The sequence below is a fragment of the Streptomyces klenkii genome (assembly GCF_003626645.1).
In the GTDB taxonomy this organism is placed as follows: domain Bacteria; phylum Actinomycetota; class Actinomycetes; order Streptomycetales; family Streptomycetaceae; genus Streptomyces; species Streptomyces klenkii.
In genome coordinates this window covers 359,099-384,479 of sequence record NZ_RBAM01000001.1, presented here as the reverse complement: position 1 = coordinate 384,479, position 25,381 = coordinate 359,099, and the positions used below count along the sequence as shown (strand labels likewise).

At 70.5% G+C, this 25,381-nt stretch carries 17 protein-coding genes; 7 read left to right on the top strand and 10 right to left on the bottom strand.

The genetic code is table 11. From position 1 onward, the window contains the following. Positions 1-30 precede the first annotated feature (30 nt). A complete protein-coding gene (locus D7231_RS36110) occupies positions 31-270 on the bottom strand; it encodes a hypothetical protein (protein WP_147449665.1) in 240 nt (79 codons plus the stop codon). A gap of 218 nt (positions 271-488) precedes the next feature. Further along, on the bottom strand, positions 489-1,073 hold the full coding sequence (locus D7231_RS01225; protein WP_120753005.1) for a TerD family protein: 585 nt from the start codon (positions 1,071-1,073) through the stop codon (positions 489-491). A 267-nt stretch (positions 1,074-1,340) separates the two neighbouring features. Here D7231_RS01225 and D7231_RS01220 point away from each other — a divergent pair, with 267 nt between their 5' ends. The 5 genes from D7231_RS01220 to D7231_RS01195 all read left to right on the top strand — a co-directional run bounded on the left by D7231_RS01220 (position 1,341) and on the right by D7231_RS01195 (position 6,608). Then, positions 1,341-1,766 (top strand): hypothetical protein, encoded by a 426-nt coding sequence (locus D7231_RS01220; protein ID WP_147449664.1) that lies wholly within the window; start codon positions 1,341-1,343, stop codon positions 1,764-1,766. Between the two features lie 230 nt (positions 1,767-1,996). Next, positions 1,997-2,722 carry a hypothetical protein gene (locus D7231_RS01215; RefSeq protein ID WP_199739281.1) on the top strand — a complete coding sequence of 242 codons (726 nt, stop codon included), beginning with the start codon at positions 1,997-1,999 and terminating at the stop codon, positions 2,720-2,722. 322 nt (positions 2,723-3,044) lie between these two features. Further along, positions 3,045-3,842 carry a CPBP family intramembrane glutamic endopeptidase gene (locus D7231_RS01210; RefSeq protein WP_120753003.1) on the top strand — a complete coding sequence of 266 codons (798 nt, stop codon included), beginning with the start codon at positions 3,045-3,047 and terminating at the stop codon, positions 3,840-3,842. 409 nt (positions 3,843-4,251) lie between these two features. Continuing rightward, positions 4,252-5,250: an NHL repeat-containing protein gene (locus D7231_RS01200; RefSeq protein WP_147449663.1), complete on the top strand. Its 999-nt coding sequence runs from the start codon at positions 4,252-4,254 to the stop codon at positions 5,248-5,250. 110 nt (positions 5,251-5,360) lie between these two features. Further along, on the top strand, positions 5,361-6,608 hold the full coding sequence (locus D7231_RS01195; RefSeq protein WP_120753000.1) for a CynX/NimT family MFS transporter: 1,248 nt from the start codon (positions 5,361-5,363) through the stop codon (positions 6,606-6,608). Between the two features lie 153 nt (positions 6,609-6,761). On the opposite strand, the gene D7231_RS01190 is transcribed toward D7231_RS01195, so the two are convergent. Then, entirely contained in the window at positions 6,762-6,998 is a 237-nt protein-coding gene (locus tag D7231_RS01190; RefSeq protein ID WP_120752999.1) for a hypothetical protein, read from the bottom strand. 206 nt (positions 6,999-7,204) lie between these two features. Then, entirely contained in the window at positions 7,205-7,912 is a 708-nt protein-coding gene (locus tag D7231_RS01185; RefSeq protein WP_120752998.1) for a MerR family transcriptional regulator, read from the bottom strand. A 239-nt stretch (positions 7,913-8,151) separates the two neighbouring features. On the opposite strand from D7231_RS01185, the gene D7231_RS01180 reads away from it, so the two are divergent. Together D7231_RS01180 and D7231_RS01175 are read left to right on the top strand one after the other, a co-directional pair. Beyond that, positions 8,152-9,465 (top strand): YhgE/Pip domain-containing protein, encoded by a 1,314-nt coding sequence (locus D7231_RS01180; protein WP_120752997.1) that lies wholly within the window; start codon positions 8,152-8,154, stop codon positions 9,463-9,465. A gap of 224 nt (positions 9,466-9,689) precedes the next feature. Then, complete coding sequence (locus D7231_RS01175; protein WP_120752996.1) at positions 9,690-10,709, top strand: hypothetical protein; 1,020 nt, start codon at positions 9,690-9,692, stop codon at positions 10,707-10,709. 76 nt (positions 10,710-10,785) lie between these two features. Here the strand turns inward: D7231_RS01175 and D7231_RS01170 are convergent, their stop codons facing one another. The 6 genes from D7231_RS01170 to D7231_RS01150 all read right to left on the bottom strand — a co-directional run bounded on the left by D7231_RS01170 (position 10,786) and on the right by D7231_RS01150 (position 24,879). Beyond that, positions 10,786-12,021: a hypothetical protein gene (locus tag D7231_RS01170; RefSeq protein WP_120752995.1), complete on the bottom strand. Its 1,236-nt coding sequence runs from the start codon at positions 12,019-12,021 to the stop codon at positions 10,786-10,788. Between the two features lie 113 nt (positions 12,022-12,134). Next, entirely contained in the window at positions 12,135-13,262 is a 1,128-nt protein-coding gene (locus D7231_RS36105) for a hypothetical protein (RefSeq protein ID WP_147449662.1), read from the bottom strand. Continuing rightward, entirely contained in the window at positions 13,259-14,164 is a 906-nt protein-coding gene (locus D7231_RS01165) for a hypothetical protein (RefSeq protein WP_120752994.1), read from the bottom strand. Before D7231_RS01165 ends, D7231_RS36105 begins: the two co-directional genes overlap by 4 nt. A gap of 50 nt (positions 14,165-14,214) precedes the next feature. Further along, a complete protein-coding gene (locus tag D7231_RS01160) occupies positions 14,215-17,844 on the bottom strand; it encodes a hypothetical protein (protein ID WP_120752993.1) in 3,630 nt (1,209 codons plus the stop codon). Further along, positions 17,837-20,191, bottom strand: coding sequence for a hypothetical protein (locus D7231_RS01155; protein WP_120752992.1), 2,355 nt, complete (start codon positions 20,189-20,191; stop codon positions 17,837-17,839). Before D7231_RS01155 ends, D7231_RS01160 begins: the two co-directional genes overlap by 8 nt. Beyond that, positions 20,188-24,879, bottom strand: a complete 4,692-nt coding sequence (locus D7231_RS01150) for a YncE family protein (RefSeq protein WP_120752991.1) — start codon at positions 24,877-24,879, stop codon at positions 20,188-20,190. Before D7231_RS01150 ends, D7231_RS01155 begins: the two co-directional genes overlap by 4 nt. Positions 24,880-25,381: the final 502 nt, after the last annotated feature.

Sequence of the window (25,381 nt, the reverse complement as noted above, 5' to 3'; positions counted from 1 at the left end):
CCGGACGTCAGCCGCAGGGCTGCTCTCTCCTCAGCCGTGACAGTGCGCCTTCACCTCGCCGGGGGCCTTGAAACAGAACCCCGAGCAGCAGACATCAATACCGGGCAGGCACTCGGCCCCTTCCGGCAGGCAGACCGCCACCGGAGCCGTGCAGGCGGCCGGGGCGATGCAGAGGTCGGTGAAGACATCGTCGGCGCCGATCGTGGTGCTCGCGCCCGTACGCGAGCCCGTGACCGGTGATGCCGGTCCACAGGCGGTAAGCGTCTCCATGACCCCCATTGAGCCTGCCGCGCACCGCGCCGTCACCAGCGCACGGGGAGCACACCCACCGCGTGCAGGAGCACGCACACGGTCAGTGCGTCATCGCCCTTACCGCCCCCCCTACGAGCCCCGCTGCCTGCACAAAGGACACGGGGCACGCGTCATGAACTGCGGCCCGGAGGCCCGGACACCCGACAGGTCCCCGGGCCGCACGCAGCCCGCCCGGATTACTTGCTGATGGCGAAGCGCATCAGGGCGTGCTCGTCGCCCTGCTTGATCTTCCCCGTCACATTGATCACCTCAAGCTTCCAGCTGCCACCGACACGCACCGCCTTGGCCACGGCGCAGCCGTTGTCATTGCTGAGCAGGCTCGGCCAGATGTCGGCAACCTGCTGAGAACTGCCCCCGCTTGCGTCGTACACCTTGAAGCTGATGTTGCGCGCCTTCTGGAAGGAGCTGCCCTTCTTGTACGCGGCAGCGACGAAAACAATCGAGGTGATGTTCTCCGGGATCCGGGCGAACTCGACCGTCACCGTCTCGTCGTCGCCGTCCCCGCGCCCGGTCTGGTTGTCACCGCTGTGCACCACGGAGCCGTTACCCATCGGATCGAGGGAGTCCAGGCCCGCCAGGCGGACCGGGTCCGCGCCCTGCATCGCGATGGCTATCAGGTCGAGGTCGGTGCCGGCTTTGCGGCGGAGCATGCCCATCACACCGCCGCTGCTCCCGCCGGTGGGGTCCCAGGACACCCCGATGGACAGGTGCGTCACTCCGTCCAGGTCCGCCGGGCCGTCTTCCTTCTTGAGCGTAATCATGCGTGGAACATCCTCTTGCTGTACGAACTGCAACATAAAGAGTGTGCCTGGCGCCTCCGACGGCCCCTGCACCCGGTCCGCTGAATCCATCGCCGAGGCGCAGTACAACGAGGGTTGCAGGCGTCGAGAGGGCTACCGTGCCGGGTTGAGGTGGATATCGAACAGCGGCGGGATGTCCTGGGATGGGCCGGTCCGTAGGGTCTGTCGTGCCCGAGGTGATGTGCCGTCCGGTGCGTCACGTCCTCGAAGTCGGCAAGGGAGAACGTCTTGTCCGCTCGTAGAAAGCTGTTCACCACTGTGGCCGCCGCCGCTCTGATCGGCGCACCCCTCGTCATATCCTCCCCGGCGTCCGCCACCGCACCGTCCGAGCACACGAACGTGGCGACCGCCTCCTGTATCGGCGGTGCATGGAAGTACGACAAACCGTCCGGGTGGGGCTACGCCCCCACCGGCAGCGGCTACTACGTGACGACCAACCGCTGCGCCGACATCCAGGTCAAGCCGGACGACGACACGCAGATCAAGCTGTGCTATCTGAAGAATCACGACCCCGGCCAGGAAACCTGCAAGGGCCAGGTCACGGTGAAGTCCGGTAAGTGGACCGTCCTGGGGACGGACTTCAATAACGGCGTCTATTTCTACTTCAAGTTCAGCAACACCAGCGCCCACAAGACAGGGCTCGTCGCCGCCTGACGGCTCGACGGCTCTACGGCTCCACTGCTCCACGACTGCCCCCGCCTTCCTCACGGGCGGGGGCAGCCTCATGCATGGCAAAGCTCCTACCACGCCGCGGTCTCCACTGCCGCTGTTCATGAGCAGTGACACCCTTCTCACAGTCGGTGTCGGGCGGGCTGACTTTCGTCCCGGTCTCCGGTGTTCTTTCCCCTCGACAGGCACGAAGTGACCATGACGATGGGATGAGCGTGTACAGACCTTTGACGTACCTGACGTACCTGACGTACCTCAGAGCGAAGACGGCGGCAGCCCGCGGCCGCATCGCCGCCGCCGTGGGGGCGGTCGTGCTGATCGCGACCGCGCTCACCGGCACGGCTGCCGGTACGGCCACCGCAGCAACCGCCGGTGGCTTCTGGCCGGCGGGCAAGTGGGCTTGCTCCGGAGCTCCCGTTCCGGACGGCTGGGTCATCACCGGCTACGACCGCTCCGGCTGCAACGGCAGCGGATCGTGGTACCAGCAGCCCGTGAAGGACGGCATCTGGACCTGTGCCGGCTCGCCGATCGTCTCCGGCTACGTCATCACCCGGTACGACCGCGGCGGTTGCACCGGCATCGGGGCCTGGTTCCACGAGCTGGCCCATGACGGCCGCTGGACCTGCGCCGGCTCCCCCGTCCCCGCCGGCTACGTCACCACGAACTACCTCCGTGATGGTTGCAACGGCATCGGCGCCTGGTACCAGGAGCTCGCCCGCGACGGCCGCTGGACCTGTGCCGGCTCCCCCATTCCGCCCGGCTACGTCACGACCAACTACATGCGCACCGGCTGCAACGGCGTCGGCGCGTGGTACCACCAGCTCGTCCGCAACGGCATATGGACCTGCGCCGGCTCGCCCATCCCGCCGGGTTACCGCAGCACCACGTACATGGCCGGCGGCTGCGGCGGGGTCGGCGCCTGGTACACCGTCCGCGCGTGACGGCCTTCCCCCGCAGCTCAGAGACCACAGCCGTCTCGTACCGTAAGACGGATACCTTCTGTGGCACACACCACAGGCCGGACGGCAGGTGCATGAAGGCGGAGCGGCGCAGCGCCATTTGAGGGCCGGGGCCCGGAGCGCGGCTTTCTCACGGCGCTTCGCCCCCGGCCCCGGACCGTGGGATGCGGTAACCATGAGGGCGAGCCCGAGCCCTTCCAGGTCCAGGACATCCGCCGGCACGAAGACCCAAGGCCCACCCTCCGGGCTCGTCGTCGTCTTCCCGGGTTCCTGCGCCACGCCTTACCGAGGATGATGATCAGCCATGTTCAGCGGCCCGCCTCCGGACGCATACGCCTCCTGCCGGCCCGACCGTGCGCGTACACCCTCCGCAGCGCGTGACTGGTGCCTGGTCGCGGCCGGGTTCCTGCTCGCCTTCGGGCTGACGAGCGCCGTCGCAGTGCAGATCCTGCTGACCGGGCACATCGATCTGCCCGAGTGGGCCGTGCGCTACCTCCCCGGCATGAAGGCGGGCTTCGTCGTCGCCGCGGCCGCGCTCCTGCCGGCCCACCGGTGGCTCGGCTACAGCGCCCGCGAGCTCGGTCTGGCGGCGCGTCCCCGCCGCTCGTTCCCGTACGGCGCGGCGGGCGCCGCAGCGGTGGCCTATCTCGGCATGTGGATCGGTTTCGAGGTGATGCGGCTCTTCCCGTCCCCCGGATTCGCCCCCGACGGCCGCACGGGAGCCGGCGAACAGCTGGTGGCGAACCTGCACGGCGCCCTCGTCGAGGAGGCCCTGCTGCTCGCGCTGCCCATGGCGGTGATGACACGACTGCGCTGGTCCTGGCAGGCTCAGCTCGCGGTCCTGACCGTCCTGCGCGTTCCCTTCCACCTCTATTACGGGTACGGCGCGCTCGCCTTGTGCGTGATCTGGATGGCCGGGTACGTCCTCGTCTACCGGCGCACCCGGCTCGTCTGGCCCTTCATGCTCGCCCACTTCGTCTACAACTCGGCCCACGCCGATTACCTGCCGCCCGCGCTGCGGCTGCTTCTCGGGCTGGCCTTCTGGATCGGCGGCGTGGCCACCCTCGTCCGCATCGTTCGCTTCGTCCGGGCGGCTCAATGACCCGGGCGACCCGGACCACCTAGGCAGCTGGACGATCACAGGCCCCGTAACCGAGCACGATCCGGTGGCGATTTCCGTATCACCCACAAGGGGGGATCCGACGGAACCACCATCTGATGATCGGGCCGACCGCTTGTATGGGCGCGCGCGACACGTCAACCAAGACGTGACACGTCACACCACAGAGCCACGCCGCGCCCACCAGGAGAGCCGCTTGGACCGTCGCATGGATCGCCACATCGACCGCCGCGTCGACCGTCGCATGGATCGCCGCACCTTTCACAGCCGACTGCTCTCCTTGGGCGCCCTTGCAGCAGCCGGGACTCTGCTCGGGCTACCGGCCACCGCGACCGCAGAGCCGCGGCCCCGGGAGGCCCCCTCCCCACCGTCGGGCCCGTCCCGGCGGACGGTGGTGGAGTACGACCTGCCGCCCGCCGAGGAAACGCACGAGATCGTCAAAGTGCCGGACCGGCCGATGGCCCTCGTGTCCCAGATGTCCAACAGCCGGCTGGTGAAGCTCGGGCTGGACCCCCGCACCGAGCAAGTGACCGCCGTCAAGGCCTTCCCGCTCGGCTCTTCCGACGCGATGCTGCACGGGCTGGCGGTCTCCTCACACCACCCCGGACGGATCTGGGCCACGCACGAGGGCGCCGACCGGCTGCTCCTGGTGGATCCGCGGGCGGACTCCCTCGAAGCCGCCCCGCGCATCGAACGGGAGATCGCCGTTCCGGGCGGCGGGCGGGGGCCGCACTACGTCAACGAGTACGGCGACGCCCTGTGGGTGACCCTGAAGGGGAGCGACCAGGTCCTGACCCTGGACCACACGCGCCCCGAACGCCACCGCCTCTTCGACGCGAAGCCCCACCCCATCTTTGCCGCGCGGCATCCGGTCAGCGGAGACTTCTACGTCAGCCAGGACAGCGCGAGCTCGCTCCTGCGCATCGATCCCCGTACGGGCCGCACCACCCAGATCCCCGTACCGGCGGATCAGGGCAGCACCCCGGTCGGGCTGATCAGCGGTCCCGGCGGCATCTGGCTGGTGCTCCTCGGCACGGCGCAGGCGGGGACCGGCACGTTCGGGCGGATCGACGCGGACGGGCGGATCGTCTGGCACCGGCTGAGCAGCCCGCTGGGCCGCTCGGCATCGCTGCTGCACCTGGCCATCGACCCGCCGGGCACGGCGCGAGAGCCCGGCTTGTGGCTGCTGGCGTCGTCGATCGTCTCCGAGCAGGCCCGCGACCTCATCATCCGGGTACGGTTCGACCCGTCCTGGACGCGCGTCACCGGGGAGGAGTACGCGGCGCTGCCGACGCAGTTGTGCAAGGCGCACCGTTTGCTGCCGCTGGAGAACAGCGTGCTCGCCACCGAGCTGACCAGTGCGAAGGTGGCCCAGCTGATCAGCAGCTAGGCCACGGCGCCCACGCCGGTGATCTCCTCTTCGCCCGTGCCGCCGGGCAGCAGGGCTACCGTTCGGAAGGGGCCGAGTCGTCACGCTCAGAACACCGCTAAGGACCACCCATGATCCGGACGGACTCCGGACCACCCTCACCCGTACATCCCGGCCTGCTCGTCGGCATCGTTCTGGTCGCGGTGAACCTGCGGGTCGGCCTGACCTGCGTCGGCCCGCTGATCCCCGCCGTCTCCGACGACACCGGGCTGTCCTCCGCCGCGGCCGGGCTCCTCAGCACGCTTCCGCTCCTGGCCTTCGCCGTCATCTCCCCCGTGGTGCCCCGCTGGTCACGGCGGCGGGCGTCGGCATCGGTGATCACAGCAGCCCTCCTGGGAATCATGGTGGGCACCGCTCTGCGCTCCGCACCGGCGCTGTGGGCGCTGTTCGCCGGAACCCTCGTGCTCTCCGCCGGCATCGCCGCCGGAAACGTCCTCCTGCCCGCCACCATCAAGAGCGTTGCCCCCGCCCACCGCGTCGGGCCTCTCACCAGCCTCTACGTCACCGCCATGGGCCTGAGCGCCGCGGTGTCCTCCGCGGTGGCGGTGCCGATCGCCCAGCACACGCCCGGCGGCTGGCGCACCGCCCTCGGCGTGTGGACCGCTCTGGCGCTCCTCGCCCTTGCCGCCTGGAAGCCCCTGCTGCACCGAGCGGCAGCCCCGAGCGGCACACTCACGGCCCGGGCGGCCCCGGCCGCGAGCCCGTCCTCGCCCTGGCGCTCGGCTCTGGCATGGCAGGTCGCATGCTTCATGGGCCTGCAATCCCTGGGCTTCTACACGGTGATCGCCTGGCTGCCCAGTGTGCTGCGCGCACACGGCACTTCCCCGGGTGCGGCCGGGTGGCAGCTGTTCCTCATGCAGACGGTGGGCCTGGCCGCCGGCGCCGCAGTGCCCTTCCTGACTCGGCTCTGCGGCAACCAGCGGCTGCCCGCCGCGGGCGCCTCGCTGGTCAGCGCCGCAGGGTACGCCGGGGTCCTGCTCATGCCCGCTTGGGCCACCGTATGGAGCGCTGTGCTCGGCTTCGGCGCCGGAGCCTGCCTCGTCCTCGCCCTGACCTTCCAGGCCCATCGGGCCGCCGACGCCGCCGCAGCCACCGCCCTGTCCGGCATGGCCCAAGCCGTCGGATACGCGATCGCCGCCGTGGGCCCGTTCCTCGCCGGATACCTCCACGACACCACCGGCAGCTGGACGCCTGCCCTCCTCATGCTCACGGCCCTGGCCTGCCTCCAGGCCACCGCGGGAGCCGGAGCGGGACGAGACCTTCCCTACGCGACGGACCGCAGCGAGAACACCCTGCAGCCGAACCAGCAGCCCCTCTGACCTCTGGGCCGCCCGCCGCGGGCGGCGAAAGGACCGCGTCCGGCGTCTGCGCCTGCGCCTGCGCCTGCGCCTGCGTCAAGGAGTGCGGTACGGGGCTGGTGGGCTTCCCCGGATGAGTGGTTCGGTGGTAGCGGTTGACGGTTCCGCTTGCGGCTACTGGCCATGCCAGCTGCTGTACATGACGAAGAGCATCAGGAGGAGCCCGGCGAGGAGTACCCCTCGGCCGGGCCAGCGTTCGGAGTCCTGGGCCCGGATGCCGTCGCCGTCCGGGACACCGCCGTCGTGGGCCTCGCGGCGATGCCGGTCGCGTTCCTGTTCGGCTTGGCGCCGATTGGTGACCTCGTCCCAGGTGATGCCGCAAACGGCGCACCGGTACTGATAGTTGGACACGGTACTTCCCTCCCGCACGTGCCGGCCCGTCCCGGGGCCGTGAACCTTTAGGGGCTCCCGAACCTTAGTGCGGGCCAGGGGTGTCGGGCGGTCACTCCGGCAAGGGTTCCCACGTTCGAGCGAGAAGCCGTGACGGTCGCGTGGTGGGCGTGGGGCTCGCTCGTCGCGTGTGTACGGAATGGACGTCGTGCGTCCGACCGCCGCGGTCAGTCAATGTCAGCGTCGACAGCGGCGTCGGTGTCGGCGTCAGCGTCGACGTCAACCGCATCGCCTGCTACGCGCCGCCGGACCTGGTCCTCCTGAGCCAGCCGCCGCAGCAGTTCGAGCACGGGAGCCGAGAGGGCGAAGACGATCACCGCCTGCTCGGCCAGGGCCACCGGGTCGTCGCCGAAAGCGGCTGCCCGGTCGAGGTCCAAGCGGGCGATGGAGCGGGCCAGCTCCGCGTAGGCGGCGAGTTCGCCGGGCCGGTAGTCCGCGTCGAGTCGCTTCAGTTCCCGCAGCGCCGCCGTCAGCCCCTCCACGTGGGGGGAGGTGCTGGGCGCCTGCCAGTCCATGTCCGCGATCAGGGCCGCCACCTCCGCTTCCGCGGCCGATCCGGTCTCCGCCTCCCGCTCGGCGTCACCGACCGGAGACTCCGCGACGGGCACCGGCAGGGCGTAGCTGACCGCTCCCAGGGCGCTGTCGGCGCTGTGCGCCTGGTCGACAGCCGTCAGGACGTCGCGGGTGGCGGCGATGGAGAGCCCGCCCAGCGTGGTCAGCGCCTTGATCAGCCGCAGGCGCTGGACGTGCTCCTGCCCGTACTCGGCCAGGGTCGCGGCCGTCGCCTTGCCGGCGGGCATCAGGCCTTGCCGCCGGAAGTACTTGATGCTGGCGACCGGCACGCCGGTGGTCCGGCTGAGCTCCGAGATCTTCATGCAGCTTCCTCGCTGGTGATGCGTCGGCCGGACATCCTGCCGCACCGACCGGAGGCCCGCCGACCGGACACTCGCCGACCGGACACTCGCCGACCGGACATCCGCTGACCGAACGCCCACCGATCAGACACCTGCCGACCGGACACCCGCCGACTGGACACCCCTCGAAGATACTGCCACTATCTAGCCACTGGATACCTTAAGTATCCAGTTACTCTAGGTAATAACTCGGAGCGAATATGCCTTCCCCCGAGCCCTCCTCCGTACTCCGCAGCCCGAAGCTGTGGATCGGTTCAGGCCTCATCGTCGCGGTGGTCTCCATCCTGTTCGCCCTGCTCTACGTGGGCGGCAACGTGAACCCCAAGGGCAACCTGCGCGACCTGCCCATCGCACTGGTCAACAGCGACCGCGGGGCCGACGCCAACGGCAAGCACCTCAACCTCGGTGACCAGGTCGTCTCGGGGATCGAGAAGTCCGCCGCGGACAACCACAGCTTCTCCTGGCAGGTCGTCAGCCGGCAGGAGGCCGACAAGCGGCTCGGCCAGGGCAAGGTCTACGGCGCGCTCGTCGTGCCGGAGAACTTCTCCGCCACGGTGGCCGGGCTGGGCAGCCCGAAGCCGGCGGAAGCCACCCGGCCGACCCTGACGGTGCTGACCAACCAGTCCGCCGGCAGCATCGGCTCCTCCATGGCCAGCCAGGCGAACCAGAAGGCGGCCCACGCCGCCTCCGCCCAGCTCGGCAAGGAGCTCCTCAACCGCGCCGCCGCCCAGAAGGCGCAGCTCGCCCCGGCCGCCAAGCTGATGCTCACGGACCCCGTGAACGTCGAGGTCGCGGACGGCCACCCGCTCGGCACGCACAGCGCCATGGGTCTGAGCGCCTTCTACTACGCGCTGGTCCTGATCGTCTGCGGCATGCTCGGCGCCAACGCGATCGTCTCCCAGGTCGACACCGCGCTCGGCTACCTGCACACCGACTTCGGCCCCTTCCGCCAGCGCATGCCCGTCCGGCGCACGAGCCGGGTCCGCACGCTGGCCGTCGGCACGGTCCTCATGCTCGGCCTCTCCCTGGTCATGGGCTCCCTCGTCGAGCTCGCCACGGTCGGCATCCTGGGCATGGACGCCTCCCACCTCGGCCTGCTGTGGCTCTACTCCGTGGGCACGATCGCGGCCGTCGGCGTCAGCGCCCTGGCCCTGCTCGCCGTCTTCGGCACGCCCGGCATGCTGATCTCCACCATCGTCTTCGTCGCCATGGCCGTCCCGTCCTCCGGAGCGACCGTGCCGCTGGAGGCGCTGCCCGGCTTCTTCCACGGGCTCTCGGAGTTCGAGCCGCTGCGGCAGATCACCGGAGGCATGCGCTCCATCCTCTACTACGACGCCCAGGGCGACGCCGGCCTCACCCGCGCATGGATCTCCATGGGCATCGCGTTCGTCGCCGCCGTGCTCTTCGGCTTCGGCGTCACCCGCTTCTACGACCGCAAGGGCCTGCACCGCATCCCGCCCACCGCCGAGGCCACCGAGGCCACGGCGACGGCGACGGCGCCTGCCACGGCCTAGAGGCCTAGTAAAACAAGAACCGGTGAGCCCCAGGCGTCGTCCACGCCTGGGGCTCACCGCATTTCCTCGACCGCCTCGCTCAGTGGCTGCCTCGCTCAGTGGCGTAGGCATGGATATGGATCCGGATCCAGCCGGGCCAATTTCCCGCTTGTGAAGTCCAGTTCCTCAAGGGAACGCTGTGGCTCTCACCGCTGGCATATTCACGCCCTCAGGAGGAACCAGCCATGCGTCTCAGACACACGGCCGTCGGCGCGCTCGTCACGGGTCTGGTGCTCATCGCCGCGCCCACGGCCCCGGCCGGGGCGGCCGCCCCGGCCGACCCGCCGGGCTGCACCCGTACCGGCCTGCCGAGCGGCGGCGTCCACATCGTGTGCGCTCAGGGCGTCCCCGTCGATACGACCCTCAACGGCACCGGCAAGGCGGACATCATCGAGGTCAGGGGCGGCGACGCCACCGGCCACCTCTCCGGCACGGTCAACGGCCTCGGCGGGGACGACGTCATCGTCGTCGACAGGATTCTCGGCAACGGCGGTGGCAGGCACATACCGGGAGTCATCGACGGCGGTGACGGCGACGACAAGATCACCGTGACCGACAAGGACGACTGGCCCGTCCTGGGCCTCATCTACGGCGGCGCGGGCAACGACACCATCACCACCGGCAACGTGACCCACCAGGCGTACATCGACGGTGGCGCCGGGAACGACGTGATCACCACTGGTCGCGTGTTCGCCACCAGCATCAAGGGCGGCGACGGGGACGACATCCTCCGCCTCGCCTCCTACGACGTACCCGGGTACGACAAGTCGAGCAGCCTGGACGGCGGCGCGGGCAACGACACCATCACGGTCGCGGAACTCGGTGGCCCGCTCCACGGCGGCCCCGGTGACGACGAGATCGCCGTGTACGGATTCGCCCTCGTGAACTCCCGTACGCCCAAACCCGCCACCGTCGACGGCGACGAAGGCGACGACGTCATCCGTGTCGGGGCGACCGGCGCCACCGACAACGTGCGCACCACCCGCGTCAGCGGGGGTGCCGGGGCCGACCTCATCGAGGTGCCGTCCGTCGGGCAGGGCAGGGGTGCCACGGTCTCCGGGGACGACGACGATGACGTCATCCAGGGACCGGGCGGCACGGCAGTCGCCGTCGGCCCGTACGGGACCGTCGACGGCGGGCGAGGCGACAACCTCTGCCGCACGGACAACCGCGACGGCGGCACGGTCACCAACTGCCGGGCGTAGGCCCTGGGGCATCTACCCCCGGGCGTAGGCCCTGGGACGCCTGCCCACCCCTCCCCTCACCTGGAGGTAATCCTTCCTACTCAAAGTAGAACTGTGCGGCGCCATTGTCGGCCATATAGATGGAGTCACCTATGTAGTTGATGTTCTGGAGCTTCCCGTCGCCGTGCTTCCCGGTGTAGATCAAGCGGCTCGCATCTCCACGGAAGACGATGCTCTTGCCGTCCACGGAGATGTCCGGGGTCCTGATGCCGTTCGCGCCGTCCGTCGTGAACTTGGTTGTGCCACCCCACGAGACGGTGATGTCGCTGTTCGCCTTCAGGAGCCCACCGACCGTGAGTGTGCTGTCCGCGGTCAGCGCCCCGCTCACCGAGAGCCTCGACTTGGAGCCGAGGTCCTTGTTCACCGTGAGCTCCTGGAGGTCGGTGGGGCCGCTGACAGTGGCCGATCCGCCGACCTTCAGAGCCTGCTCCGCCGTCAGGTTCCCGCCCACCGTCAGGCCCTGGACCCCCGTGGCACCCGTGACCGTGGCGTCGCCGTCCACCTCCAGCCCTGTGAGCTTCGGGTTCTTCACCGTGACCGTGGTCGTCAGGCAGTGCGTGGTGCCGCCGGTGACGTACGAGAGCTGGAAGGTCGTGTCGCGATCGATCGTCGCGCTGTGCTCGTGGTTCTTGCCCACCGGGTGCGACTCGCCGCCGTACGAGACCGTGTAGTCGAGCGTCGACGGGCCGTTCCAGGTGAGGCGGACCGAGCCGCCGGCTTCCACTTCGAGGTTGTCGGCCGTGAAGTCGGAGATCGCCTGGACGGGGATCTTCGGCGCCGGGAACTTCGTCATCGCGAGCCTGGTGAAGCGCGGGCTGTCGGGCCACTTGTCCGTGTTCGTGGTGGCGACCTCGCGGATCTCGATCCGTGCCGTGCCGGGGCGCGCGCTGATCTTCAGGTTCTCCAGGGTGATGACGAGGCCCTCGGCGTCAACGCGCACGCCGGTCTTCTTGGCGTCCCCCTTGGGCGTGGCTTGGAAGCTGGCGTAGTCACCCGACGGCACCACGGTCTGCGTGCCGGGCTGGAGGCGCACCACGTCCCAGTCCGGGGCCTGTCCGTCTCCCGCGTCCTCCCGGACCAGGCTCTGGGCGAGATCGCCCTCGGGCAGGGAGAACACGATCTCCCGGCAGTAGACGGTGTCGCCACCGCCGTTGGAGACGACGATGTGCAGGGCCGTGGCGGGGTCGTCCGTCCCGGTCGTCGCGTAGAGCGGGAACGGTTCGCTGATGACGCCGTAGTCCAGCAGGGGCCGGCCGTTGTCCGGCTCGCTCATGGAGGGGGCCTTTCAGAATCGGGATGCCAGTTCGGCCGCATTCAGCGAGGCAGCGCTGACATGTTTCCTGTTCGGCACCGTCGTACCGGTACGACGGTGCCGAACCTATTGGTTCACGCAGGGAAGGAGTGGTTTCCCCAGGCGATGGTGACGCGTGCGTCACCGGAGTGGTCCGCACTCGCCGACATCAGCGTGGCCCTGTCAGCGTCGAAGAAGCTGTCGCCGCCCTGGCCGCCCTGGCCGCCTTGACCACCGGCACCGCCACCGCCCCCTCCGCCGCCGCCCCCTCCGGAGCACCCGATAGCGCACTCACCCGAGGAGGCGCCTCCCCCTCCGCCTCCGCCGAACCCCGTCGCACCGGTGCTGCCCGGGGAGGCACAGGACGGGCTGCCACCGTTCGCTCCGCCCCGGCCCCCGTTGCCCCCGCTACCACCGCTGCCGCCGATACCGCCCCAGCCTCCGCGGTTGCTCCTGTCCGATGTTCTGGGCGAACCTCCCGGCCCGCCCTGCGGGTGCAAGCCGGCACCACCGTCCGACGTGCCGGTCCCGGGCGCGCGGCCACCGCCGGAGCCGGGAGCCGACGTCGTCGCTCCCCGGCCCCCGCCGCCACCGTCGCCCGGGCCTTCGGCCCCCCACTTCCAGCCGCGTCCTCCGGTTCCCCCGTCGCTCCCCGCTGATCCGGCCGTCCCCTGAACTCCCATGGCACCGGATGCCGTTCCACCGGAGGCCGTGACCAGCCCGGCATTGCCGCCGGCGCCCCCGCTTCCTTGTGATCCCCCGGCGCCGGCGGACCCGCCACCTGCACTGCCGCCGGCGTCGCCTGCCCCGCCGTCCTGTCCGGGGGCACCGTCCGCACCACGGCCACCCGCCTCACCGGCGTCGCCCGCACTGCCCGCCCCCGCGATCGGTGTGCCTTCGTGGAGGACCTTCGCCGAGGCCCCAGAAGCGCCGTCACGGGCAAGCCGGACGGTAAGCCGGTCGTTCGGGTTCACGTAGAGCAGCGCCTTGATGTCGGCTCCCTTGCCGCCGCTCACGCCGCCGGCGTCCCGGCCGGCAGCGCCCTGGAGATGCAGGGAGAGGATGGTGACGTCGGCCGGGACGACGAAGGTCTGGTCCTCGTCGGCACCGGTGTAGGTGAAGTCCTTGCTGCCCGAAGGGTTGAGGATCTCGTAGTGGCCGCCGGTGGTACCGATGTCACCCGAGACGGTGAGGCGGCCATCAATCTTGAAGACGCCGGTCACTTCAGTTCCCCTCGCAGCGGGGTGCCCTTGGGGTCGAGGAAGTGCTGTTTGGTGGTGATGTCCTCGGTGGCCTTGACGGTGCCGGTGACATCCGCATCCCCACGGATCTCCAGTGTGCCCACCACGGTCGCCTTCCCGTCCACCTCCAGCCCCGCCAGCTTCGGGTTCTTCACCGTGACCGTGGTCGTGAGGTAGTGCGGGGTCTTGGGGTCGCCGGTTTCGTACGAGAGCTGGAAGGTCGTGTCACGGTCGATCGTCGTGCTGTACACGTGGTTCTTGCCCACCGGGTACGAGGCGCCGTCGTACAAGACCGTGTAGTCGAGGGTCGACGGGCCGTTCCACTTGAGGGTGACCGGGTAGCCGGCCATCACCTCCGCGTTGCCCGCCCTGAAGTCGGAGACCGCCATGGCCGGGATCTTCGGCGCCGGGAACTTCGTGAGTGCCAGCTTGGTGAAGCGGGGGCTTTCGGGCCACTTGTTCGTGTCCTTGGTGGCGACTTCACGGATCTCGATCCTTGAAGTGCCGGGACGGGAGCTGATCTTCAGATTCGCCAGCGTGATGGTGATGCCGGAGACGTCGACGGGCGCATCGGCCTTGTTCGGCGTGGCCACGAAGTGGGCGTAGTCGCCCGGCGGCAGGATGGTCTGCGTGCCCGGCTCGATGCGCGCCACTGTCCAGTCCGGAGCCTGTCCGTCGCCCGCGTCGGCCTCGACCAGGCTCTGGGCGAGGTCGCCCTCCGGCAGGGAGAAGACGATCTCCCGGCAGTAGACGGTCTCGCCACCGCCGTTGGAGACCACGAGGTGCAGGGCCGTGGCGGGGTCGTCGGTACCCGTCGTCGCGTACAGCGGAAACGGCTCGCTGATGATGGCGTAGTCCAGCAGAGGGGCGTCCGGCTCGCTCACGGAGTCGGCTCCTTTCGGGGTGGGTACGGGGAGGTGCTGGTGCTGCGGAGTCACTTGGTGTGGAAACCGCCGGTCAGGCGCAGGAAGCCGGTCCGTACGGTCGGGCCGTTCTCGTCCAGCCGGGCCGTCTGGTCGATCTGCACGATCGACTCGTGGTTCCACTGCGGCGCGGGGTCGGCTCCGGCGGGCGCGTCGGGGACGACCAGTTCGGCCCAGTCCCATGTGCCCTGCGGGGACGTGGGGTGCGGCATGGCGAGGGCCTTGACGAAGCCGGCCGGCGCATCGCCCCGGCCCGTGCCCACGTCCTTGGCCGGGACCTTCCGCGTCGTGGTCAGCACCGGGCTGAGCCGCAGCGCCACCTGCATCGCGGCCATGGCCGTGCGCGTGAAGCGGGACGGGAGCTGAAGCCCCGTTACGGGGAGGATGTCCGTGGTCGCGTGGACGGTCGCCAGCGGGTCGAGCAGCAGCGTGAGGTGCGTCTGATCCGTCGAGTCGGCCCGGAGCGCGGGCCAGTTGGCGCCGGAGATCTGCGCCACGTAGTCCGTGTGCGGGTGATCGCCCGGCTTCGCCACCGCGTAGAACGTGCCGTAGTCGTCCTCGGAGAAGTAGCCGACCAGGCCGTCGCCCTTCTGCCCCGCGTTGCCGAGCCGGACGGGCCACCGGTAGTCGAGGTGGGCCATCTCGGCCGGCGCCGTGTCGCCCTGACGCGTGGCCCACGCCTCCTGCGTCTTCCAGTCCAGCGCGTACTGCCAGCCCCCGTCGGCGACGGGCAGGCCGTCCAGCTCGAAGCCGAGCCGGGCGCGGACCAGGGCGAGCGGGCGCCCGAGCAGCGCGCCGAGGACCTCGTCGCCGTACGGGGTGCCCGGGTCGATGCCGGCGAGCGCGTTGTCGACGGTGCCCAGCAGGTCCGCGAAGGCGTCCGGGCCCTTCGCGGCCAGCTCGCGGGCGAACGCGTAGAGCTGCGGCCGGGCGTCTTGCAGGGCGTCGATCGTGCTCACCCGGGAATCGGGCAGAGGGCCCCAGGCGACCACGGTCGTCACCTCGCCGCCCTCGCCCTCGCGGAGTTCGAGGCGCAGTTCGCCGAGCGGTTCGCCGGTCGGCGCGTAGCACAGCAGCGAGCGGTCGACGTAGTCGGGGACGATCCACGCGCCCACCGGCGTGGTGTTCGCGGTCAGGTCGACGAGCTGGGCGTCGTTGTGCTCGGCGACGAAGTCGAACCGCAGCCGGGCGGCCTGGAGCAGACGCGGCGGCAGCTGGACGAACCGCCCCTGGTCGTTCGGTTGGACGAACTTGTCGCCGGCGTGCAGGCTGTCGCCGACCTTGGGGGCGAACGTGGGCGCCTCGCCGGGCAGCAGGACGTCGAGGCTCTGGCCGAACTCGTCGACGACGCTCAGCCTGTTCACCGCGAACTGCCCGGCCCGGATCTGGGTGAAGCCGGAGTCCTGCCATCCGGTGAACGGCACGGGCAGCATGCCCGGGTCGGGCAGGTGGCGGAACGCGTCACCGATGAGCTCACCGATCCTGCCGGGCGGGCTGATACCGGGCGCGGGGTCGCGCAGGGCGAAGGCGTCGGTGAGTCCGTCCAGCCGCTGCGAGAGCAGGTCCAGGTCCTTGATCTGCGCTGCTGCCGCGGTGAGTGCCTCGGCTGTCGCCGCGTCGGGATGGTCGGCGGCGTGCTGTTCGAGCCCGCTGCTCGCCGTGTGCTGCGGCAGCGGGACGAGGAAGCGGCGGCCGGTCACCTCGACGGCGTCGGTGGCGCCGGAGCCGTTCGTCCACTGGTAGGTGCTGCCGTCGAACGTCCAGTTGGGGTTGCCCGGATCGCCGTAGGGCACCCGCCAGTGGTCGATCCGCCACTGGAACAGCAGCGGCTTCCACGGCTGCCGCCAAGGCTCCGGGGCGATGTCCGACGTGTAGGACCTCGGGTGCTTCGGGGCGAGCACGCATGCGAACTCGATCAGCAGCGCCGGCACGACCGACGGCAGCCCGCTCAGCTGGAGGGAGGTGAAGGGGTTCGCCCGCCCGTCACCGACGATCTGCGACGGCATGCGGCAGAGCAGGGCCCCGTTCTTCATCAGCGGCCGGTGCGCCGTGTGGCTCTTCCCGCCGGCCAGCACCATCGTCGGGTCGGTGACCTGGTGGAAGGGCGGCAGGGTCTCCTTGCGCAGCTCGTAGCCCTCGGGCAGCTGGTGGCCGCTGAGGCAGTCGGTGATGGCCTTCTGCCTCTTGTTCTTCAGGTCGTCCTGTGCGGTGGCGACGCGGGCGGCGAGGCCGTCCTCGTTCGACGGGTCGATCTCGGCGTACAGCCGTTCGCGGCTGTACTGCTGCGGGATGAGCGGCAGGCTGTGCATCCACCACAGCCCGTACAGCCGCTGCTGCAACGCGGTCAGTTCGCGCTCCGCCTTGTCGTACGCGCTCTGGTGGCCGTTGAGCTCCGCCAGCCACGCCTCGTGCTCGGGCGCGACACCGGACCACGTCACCGACTTCGGGTCGCCGGAGACGTTGCCCTTGTCGGCGGTGTCGGCGAGCCGCCACACGTAGCCGCCCGGCACCTGCTGGAACCAGCCCTTGTGCAGGGCCTGGGCGGCGAGGACGTCGCCGTCGGGCCCGTCGAGCGTGTTCAGCAGGCCTTGGCCGAGGGCGTGCAGGAGAGCAGGGTCGGTGGTGTGGTCGAGGACGTTGCCGGAGTCGGCGGGCAGGGCCTCGCGGGCCTTGGCGACCAGCGCGGCGTGCGCCTCGTCCGCGCTGCTCCCGACGGCGACCTGGTCCTGGACGTCCGGCTTCTCCGGGCGGTCCGAGTCCGGGGCGCGGCCGCCGCGGTTCCACTGCACCTGGAGGGCGCGGCCGCAGTAGGTGGTGCTGCCGGGCGTCCAGCCGCCCGGCAGGTCGGCGACCGTCCACCCGAGACCGGCCAGGACGGACGTGACCGTCGCGCCCGTGACGTCGAGGCGGCGGCGCAGCTCCTCCTGTGCCGGGTCCGAGTACCAGCCCACGACCTGGTAGTTGACGGTCGCGGTGTCGTCCACACCCGTCATCGGGTCGTGCAGTGAGAAGACGTTCTCGTGGTACGGCTGGTAGACGTGGAAGGTCATGATGCCGGGGCCGACCGCGGTGAGGAACAGCTCCTTGCGCGAGGCGTCCGTGGGTTCCTGCCACGTGGCGCCGCCGGTGCCGATGGGTTGCTTCTTGCCGATCTGCGTCGTGATGATCGTGGAGCGGTACGGCGTGTTCGCCGGGTCTCCGGCGTCGGGCCTGACGGGGTGGAGGAAGCGCGACGTGCCGTCCTGGGGGTCCAGGTAGTCGCTCTCCACCACCCAGCCGGTGGTCAGGTCGTCCCTGTCCTGAACTTGCCGGACGACAAGCCAGCGGTTGGGCACGAGCGGGAACTCGGTACGCCCGCCTTCGGCCCGCGCGGCGCCCTGGCGCAGCGCGTCGGGCAGCTCCCAGCGCACGTAGACGCCGTCGTACTGCTTGTAGGCGTCGTCGGTCTCGTGCTCCTCGGTGGCGTTCCACTGGTCCTCGTTGGTGAACGGGGCCACTTCGGGGCTGAGGCTGTGGCGCAGCAGGTTGAAGTTGGGCCGCCAGCGGCGGAATCCCTGGCCGTCGCGCTGGCGCAGGTCTTGGTTGACCACCAGGGCGTCCACGTTCACCGGGACGATGAGGGTGTCGTCGCGGTCAGCCATTGGGGTGGTCTCCTGTCGTGGTGAGGTGCTGCTCTTCGGGAGCGGTGGTGAAGGTGCGGCGCTGCGCGGCGTTGATCATCTGGATGGCGAACTCGCTGGGGAACAGCGGACGGCCCTTGATGCCCAGGGCCTTCCCCAGCCCGTCGGCGAGCTTCGCCACGTTCAGCACGGTGTCGGGGCCGCCGGTGCCCGCGGGACGCAGGTAGGGGCGCAGCCCCGCTCGCGCCGGGAAGTGCGCGCCGGTCTCCTGACCGAGGGGCGTGCCGCTCTGCGGGTCGATCTCGCGCAGCCGGATGATGCCGTCGTCGACCGGGTCGTCGCTGCCGCCTTCCTCCGGCTCGTCGATGCCGAAGTGCACGCCTTGCTGCGGCTCGGCGAGCTCGACCCGGCCCGGCACGCCTTCGATGAGGACGAGCAGGACGTCGTCGGCGAGCGCCTCGCGGCGCAGGACCGGCAGAGTCGTTTCTCCGTCAGTGGCCTCGGGGTTCGCGTACGGGCGGACCTCCAGCGCGGGCCAGCCGCTGACGAGCTGCGAGCGCAGCAGCAGTCCCGTGACCGGTGTGGTCAGGGGTGGCAGCGGGGCCACGCCCTTGGGGCCGAAGACCAGGTCGTCCGAGGTGAGGTCGAAGGTGTGGGCGAGTCCTACGCTCAGTGCGCCGTCGAGCAGCGTCGCGGTCCAGTCGGGGTCGACGTAGAAGAAGCGCAGGCTTTCCGACGGCAGCATCCGTGTGTCGGGCACGAGGTGCGCGAACGGCACGCCCGTCAGGTTCCGCAGGCCGAGCAGCCGGCTCCGGACGAGGGTGAGGTCGTCGTCGGCCGGGTCCACCAGCGGCGTGTCGTCCGACGTGAGCCGCGCATGCAGGTCCGCGTCGGCGCGCAGGCGCTCCGGGGTGAGCCCGGCGGTGGCGGGCAGTTCGGTCGCGGCGCATACGGGGGTGACGCCTGGGCGCTGTACGGAAGCGGCGGCGGCCTGCCGGGCGCGGGCCGGTGTGGTCAGGACCTCGCCGAGGTGGCCGGCGAGGCCGTTCGCCGCCAGGTGCTCGATGCGCGCCCGGGCCCCGGCGGTTGCCGTCGCGCGGCTCTTCTTCTCCGCTGCCCTCTGCACCTTGCCGCGCAGCCGCAGCAGCGCCGCGCCGAACTGGTGGTCGGCCAGGGCGACGCCCCGGCCGGCGGTGAACGCGGTGGCGAGGCTGACGTCGAAGACGCCGTACTGCTGGAGGTGGATCATTGCCTCGGCGGCGCAGCGGCGGCGTTCGCGCTCGGTCTGCGGCTCGGGCGGCCGGGGAACGAGCGGGCCCCGGTACCAGCCGAAGGTGGAGCGTCCGGACTCGGTGCGGCAGGAGATCGGCAGGTAGCCCTTGCCGAGCCGGTCGGCGACCTCCTGCTGGTCGGATCCGGACAGCGCGCGGCCGGCGGGCAGCGGTACGCGCAGCAGCAGCGCGGAACCGCCCTCGCCTTCGGTGTCGACGAAGTGCTCGGTCAGCGCGGCGAATCCGGGCGCGTGGTCGGGGATCGTCTCGAACGACCACGCCCACAGCGAGATCAGCCGCAGTTTCTCGTCGGGCCCGTCGTGCGTCTCCTCGGTGCCGCCGGGCAGGCGCGACTGCCAGCCCTCCAGGGAGACCAGGTGGGCGACGTAGCGGCCGCCCGCCGCGCGGGGCAGGCGGTTGCCGACGACGACGGCGTAGTCGCCGACCTGGATCAGGTCGTCGGTGAGCGTCACGCCCTGGTGCTGCTCGTTGACCCGGCGGACGTGGGTGAGGAAGGGCAGTTCCACCTCGGCCGGGGCCACGGCGTGGAAGACGTCGGCGGGCACCAGCACGGTGCGGCACGTCGTCTTCTTGTCGTCCTCGGTGACGGGGTCCGCGACCTGGTCGAACCGCGGCAGGGCGACGCCGCTCTCGGGGACGAGCAGCTCGGCCACCGTCTTCGCCTCGGTCCGGCCGAGGCAGTGCGGGTCGGTGTCGGGCAGCTCGCCCTCGCCGAAGACGAGGAGAGCCAGCCAGGGCACCGGCGTGTCCTTCTCCTTCCCCCGCTCCCACGGCAGGGTCGCCCGGTCGAGCGTGACGTGCGGCAGCACGTCGTCGTAGAGGCCGGTGGCGCCCGGCGTCGGGTACGCGCCGTGGATCCACTCCGGCTGAAGGGTGAAGCGCGGCGCGCGGACCTCCACCTGCTGGGTCACCGGGGTGTCCAGGTAGTGGTCCGTGTCGACCCGGGTGCCGTCCTTGGTAAGGGTCTGGTGCGCGGTGAGGACGTACCGTCCCGCGGTGAGCTCGGGCACCAGCGAGTCGGCGAACTGCACGTTCAGCGACGGGTCGGGGGCCGGGGCGTACTCGGGGTGGCTCATGCCGCACCGCCTTCGGTGATTCGGGTGACGCTGGGAGCCGCCGGGGCGTCGGTGACTGCCGGCGGTACGGTGACGGCGAGCGCCACCGGGTCGTGCTGGAGAGTGACGGTGACGGGGAGCAGGGCCGGCGGATTCGACGCGACGTCCACCACCTGGACGGCCCGGACCTTCGACCGGACGACGTACAGCCGGTCACCGGCTGCGGACACGGCCAGCGCGATCGGTTGTGCTCCCACCCACACGGGCTCGGCCGCTTCGCGCGGCACGTCGCCGGATGTGTCGAAGACCGAGACGGTGCCGGTCACGGCGTTCGCCACGTACAGCCGCGTGCCGTCGGCGGAGGCGGCCAGGGCGCTCGGGCCGGTGCCGGTGGGCAGGGTGGCGGCGATGCTCTTGGCGGCGATGTCGATGACGGTCACCGTGGACTTCCCCGTGTTGAGCGCGTACACCCAGCGGCCCTTCGGGTCGACGGCCAGGCGGGTGGGAGAGGGACCGGCGGGCAGGTCGTCGCCCGGGGCCGAGCTCGGATACCGTCCGTCGGTGACGACCACCTGGGCGACCGTTCCCTGTTCGGGCTTGGCCACGTACACCACCTGCTCCTGCCCGTCCCACCGGGCGGAGGGAGCGACCTCCCCGAGCGCCGTCTGCAAGCCGAAGTTGTGCTTCTTGGCAGGGGCCTTCGGCTGGAGGTCGAGCACCAGCAGCTGCTGCGACTGTGTGGAGGTCACGTAAGCCCACTTGTTGTCGGGCGAGACCGCCGCTCCTCGTGTCTGCTGATATCCCCAGATGCGGTCGTTGAACAGGGACGGTGCCTCGTACGGAGGGTTGGAGGACACGTCCCGGATGTCGATGCTCTGATCGTTGTCGACAACGCACAGGAAGCGGCCGTCGGGGCTTACGGCCAGATGGTTCGGTGCCGAGAATTGCAGCAGGAGGGGCTCGTACACCGTCAGGCTCTGCGCGTCGACCGGCGTGACGGTCGCCCCCGCGTCCAGGACGTACAGCCGCTCACTCGCGGTCGGCGAGCCGGGGACCGGGGGCGCGGGCTGCGCCGTGACGTCACCCGCCGCCAGGGCGTCGGTGGCGGTGAGCCGCTCGTTGGTCCCGGGGCTCACGCCGAGGTAGTCCATGGCGGCGAAGAGCCGGTCGCGGGACTGGTCGACCGCCGCGCCGGTCGTGCCGGCGGTGAGGGCACCCGGGGTCGGGCGGGGCTCGGATACGGTTTCGGCGACGAGCTGCCCGGCGACGGGCGTGACGGACGGGGCGGCTTCAGCGTGGGCGGACTCGGCCCGCGTGACGGCCGTCCGTACGGCGGTGGGCTGCTTCAGCGGCAGCACGCCGTCCGGCCTGCGGTCGTCGTGCGCGATCGTCCCGGCCTTGACCGGCCCGGGCGAGGCTCCCTGCTTGGGTGCCGGGATGCGCAGGTCGACGCCCGTCAGCCGGCCGTCCACGCGCTGCGTGCTGCCGGTGGTCAGCTTGCCGTCGTACGGGCCCCACAGCGCGGCGGGCAGGCTCTCCAGGTTCCGCGTGGCGGTCCAGGTGCTCAGGTCCTGGGCGACGGATTCCTTGGTGAGCGTGACCGTGAGCGTCGACTCCAGCTTCTCGCCGCCGTCGCGCAGCGGGCGGATGTCGACGTCCGCGCCGTCGAGCTTGTGCTGCCCGCCGTCGCCGAGGTACAGCGTGCCGACCGGGACGGCCGTGCGCACGGCGAAGGAGAAGGCGGCGGTGCCGACGGTCCACAGGCCGGGCTCGACCGTGGACTGCACCGGCATCAGGCCGTCCATGGGCACCAGCCGGACGGCGTCCCCGGCCGCCGGCAGCTGCTTGACCACGTCCGACCAGAGGGCGGCCTTGTCGCCGCTCGCGCTGCCCTCTCCGAAGCCGATGGTGAAGGAGATGAACCAGAGGTGGACGGTGACCTCGCCGCCCGTCGGCGGGCCCCACAGGTGCAGGGACGCGCCGACCTCGACGCTGATCGTCTCGCGCACGAGCCACAGGTCGAGGACGAAGCTCACGCCGATGCTGATGTCGATCTCGGCGTCGAAGTGGAAGGGGGCCCACTCGATGAGGATGTTGGCGTGCGCGGTCAGCCAGGCGTGCAGGTCGCCGGAGCGGAAGTTCACGTCCAGCGCGCCGCCGGCCATGATCGCGCCGGGGGTGAGGGCGAAGTACGAGCCGCCGCTGATGGTCAGCTCGGAGGTGACCGGCCAGTTGAAGCCCAGCCGCGGTACCTGCGGGTAGTGCGCGGGCACCGGATAGCCGGGGTAGTAGCCGCCCAGCGTGAGGACGAAGTCACCGGCGTTCTCGCCGTCGAACCAGGTGTAGAGCGCGAACCCGCCGGTCAGGACGCACGCCTCCGACAGGAGGAACGAGCCGGGCGCTAGCTGCGCCGTCAGCTTCAGTGCGCCTTCGCTCGCCCGGTACTTGGCGGACAGCCCCAGCCGCACCCGGGCGTACGGGGTCAGGGACTGGTCCTTCGGGAACCGGGCCTCCGCCGTGCCGAGCACCGCGACCGCGAAGTCGTCGCCGACCTCCAGCACCAGCAGGGCCTGGCCGTCGAGGTACTCGAAGATCTTGAACTCGAGGCCCGCCGCGAACCACAGCTGCCCCGACGCGGGCCGCACCCAGGCGTTCTGGTCGCCCATCAGGGTGCCCAGGACGGCGAGGGGGTCGGTTTCCTGGGAGGACATGTCCTTCAGGAACGGGAAGTCCAGCACCTGGTCGCCCTCGGGCAGCCGCAGGTCGGTGTTGAGTCCGAAGCCGGCCATGATGCCGGTGACCTGCACGGGCGGCGGCCCGCCGAACTCGCCCTTCACCTTGCCGAAGAGGAACAGCGACGGCTGGTCGGGGTGCGCCCTGGTCTGTGCGTACGCGCCGAGCGCCGTCAGGCCGAACTCCTCGGCCGTGACGGCCAGAGCGCCTTCGATCAGCGTGCTGTAGGTGTCGTCCGCGGGCCGGTTGACGAGGGCACCCTTGATCGCCAGCGGAGGGCGGGAGTAGCCGACGCTCAGACCGTCCAGCCGGGGCTTCGGGTGCGCGGGGTCGGACAGCTCGATGCCCAGCCCCAGCCCGTCGACCCCGACGGTGAGCCCGGCCATGCCCAGCGAGGCGTCGAACAGCACCCAGACGGTGCCGTCGGCGAAGCCCACGCCCACACGGCTGAGGTTCAGCGGACCGACGTTGCGCTGGACCTTGAGCCAGGCGACGAGCGGGAGGCCGGTGGGAGCGGCGGTGGGGGCTTCGGGGGCGTTGACCGGTACGGGGGTGCCGTCCTGCGTGATCGTCCGTGGCTGGCCCGCAGGGACGGGCGACTTGGCCTTGCGGCTTTCGCCCCGGACGACGACCGAGGTCGTCTCCGAGTGGCCGGGCAGCTGGAGGTCGACGGTGAAGGCCATGCCCTTACCCAGGCCGTCGGCGGGCAGCAGTGGCAGCGTTGCGTCGCTCGCCGCGAGCGCCTTGTTGAGCTCGGTGACGCGGTCGGGCTTGAGCTCTTCGGAGGTGAGCAGGACGCCCAGCCCGCTCACGCCGAGGTCCTGCTCCTCGGGTATCTGCCCTTGCAGCAACGGTACGTCGGACAGTTTGGCGTCCAGTGCGACGCCCACGCGCACGGCCCACGCACGGGTGCCGCCGTTCGGCTGGTCCGACACGACGACGAGCGAGCCGCCGGCCTTCTCCTTCGCCGCGAACACGATGGACTTGCGTGCGGACGCGTAGCCGACCGTGAGCCCCGTGATCGTGCCCAGCTTGCCCAGCACCCCGGCGGCCGAGGCGTCCGTCAGCCCCAGCAGTCCGGCGAGTTCCGCGAGCGACACGCCCTTGGAGTCCTCGCAGGTCGCGCTGAACTCGGCGTGCTGGGCGTCCTTGACGTCGAACGTCAGCGTACGGACATCAGCGTCACCGCCGCCCTGCGCGGGCACGGCAAGGACCAGACGGCCCTCGTACTCCTGCTCGTACGTCTGGCTGTCACCGGACTTGGACAGCTTGGCCGTGACGTCGAGGTCGGCGGTGACGTCTCCCAGCGGGAACTGGGCGTCCACCTCGACGCGGAAACCGGTGGAGCCGGAGCCCCGGTCGTACGCCAGCATGAGGCGCTCGAGGGCGATGTCCTTCAGGACGGGCGGAGGGGCGGCGCCGAACAGCCGGAAGAACGCCTCGGCGACGTGCCACTCCTTTCCGGCCTCGGGCTCCACGACGAATTCGTAACCGGTCTGCTCCGCCGCGAAGTCGAGTGCGCAGGTGATGAGGACGGGATCGCCGCCGTTGACGGCGATCGTGGCCTGAGCGGACAGCTCACGGACAGCGGCGCCGTCGAGCATCCGGATGTCGTACGCCAAGAGGACGTCCTCCAGCCCGATGGCGCTGAGGACGGACATCACGGGGTGGTTCTTGAGCGACAGGCCGAGCTCGACGCCGGTGATGGTGGCGCCATCGGGGTTCTCGTCGTCATCGCTGAAGAACCGGAGAGAGAGTTGCGGCGTACCGGTGGCGATGCTTCCGGTGACGCGGAGATCAGCCGGAGCCGGAACCATCGCGGTGAGGGAGGTGCCGATGGTGAACCATTTCGAAAGGGCGCCCGGGTTCACCGCGTTCTTGAGGTCCGCCAGTTCGTCGGGGAGCCCATCGGGGAGAGCCAGCTCCTTGACTTCGGAAAGGCTCGACAGCCATTCCTTGAGTTCGCCGACGGTCATTGCCACAACGCATTCCCTCCTGATCGAGTGGCCGCGCCGGGCACGGTCCGCCATAAGTGTGTGGACGTGAATGTGGACATGAATGTGTACATGGAATTCGGGCGCACGCTATCAGCGGCGGAGGCCCGACCAGCGGTGATCAGGCCAGGTGAGGGACCGGGAGCCGCGGCACATTCGTCAACTTCCGCACTGAATCACTCTTTTGACTGTTTTGCTGGAACATTGAGGATTCCGCCTTAATCATCCCCCTCGAACCGGCCGTGACCTGCGGTAAGTCCGGGACCGGGAGGGCCGAATTCGGGCCGGACACCTGATCCCACAGGGTGACGACCCTCCGACGCGACATGACGCGACGACGTCCAGAACTGGCCGATGGCTCCTCACAAGAGGCCGGCGGCAGGGCTCTCACGTGCTACTTTCCCCGCGCCACGGACAATTGACGGAAGGCCGAGCATGCCGGACACCAAGCGCCGCAATAAGGGTGGGGACATCAATCTTCGGC

What these genes read in the sequence shown, in the direction of transcription:
- D7231_RS36110 (WP_147449665.1), bottom strand. Translation starts at nt 270, where the DNA reads ATGGAGACGCTTACCGCCTGTGGACCGGCATCACCGGTCACGGGCTCG.
- D7231_RS01225 (WP_120753005.1), bottom strand. Translation starts at nt 1,073, where the DNA reads ATGATTACGCTCAAGAAGGAAGACGGCCCGGCGGACCTGGACGGAGTG.
- D7231_RS01210 (WP_120753003.1), top strand. Translation starts at nt 3,045, where the DNA reads ATGTTCAGCGGCCCGCCTCCGGACGCATACGCCTCCTGCCGGCCCGAC.
- D7231_RS01195 (WP_120753000.1), top strand. Translation starts at nt 5,361, where the DNA reads ATGATCCGGACGGACTCCGGACCACCCTCACCCGTACATCCCGGCCTG.
- D7231_RS01185 (WP_120752998.1), bottom strand. Translation starts at nt 7,912, where the DNA reads ATGAAGATCTCGGAGCTCAGCCGGACCACCGGCGTGCCGGTCGCCAGC.
- D7231_RS01180 (WP_120752997.1), top strand. Translation starts at nt 8,152, where the DNA reads ATGCCTTCCCCCGAGCCCTCCTCCGTACTCCGCAGCCCGAAGCTGTGG.
- D7231_RS01175 (WP_120752996.1), top strand. Translation starts at nt 9,690, where the DNA reads ATGCGTCTCAGACACACGGCCGTCGGCGCGCTCGTCACGGGTCTGGTG.
- D7231_RS01170 (WP_120752995.1), bottom strand. Translation starts at nt 12,021, where the DNA reads ATGAGCGAGCCGGACAACGGCCGGCCCCTGCTGGACTACGGCGTCATC.
- D7231_RS01160 (WP_120752993.1), bottom strand. Translation starts at nt 17,844, where the DNA reads ATGGCTGACCGCGACGACACCCTCATCGTCCCGGTGAACGTGGACGCC.
- D7231_RS01155 (WP_120752992.1), bottom strand. Translation starts at nt 20,191, where the DNA reads ATGAGCCACCCCGAGTACGCCCCGGCCCCCGACCCGTCGCTGAACGTG.
- D7231_RS01150 (WP_120752991.1), bottom strand. Translation starts at nt 24,879, where the DNA reads ATGACCGTCGGCGAACTCAAGGAATGGCTGTCGAGCCTTTCCGAAGTC.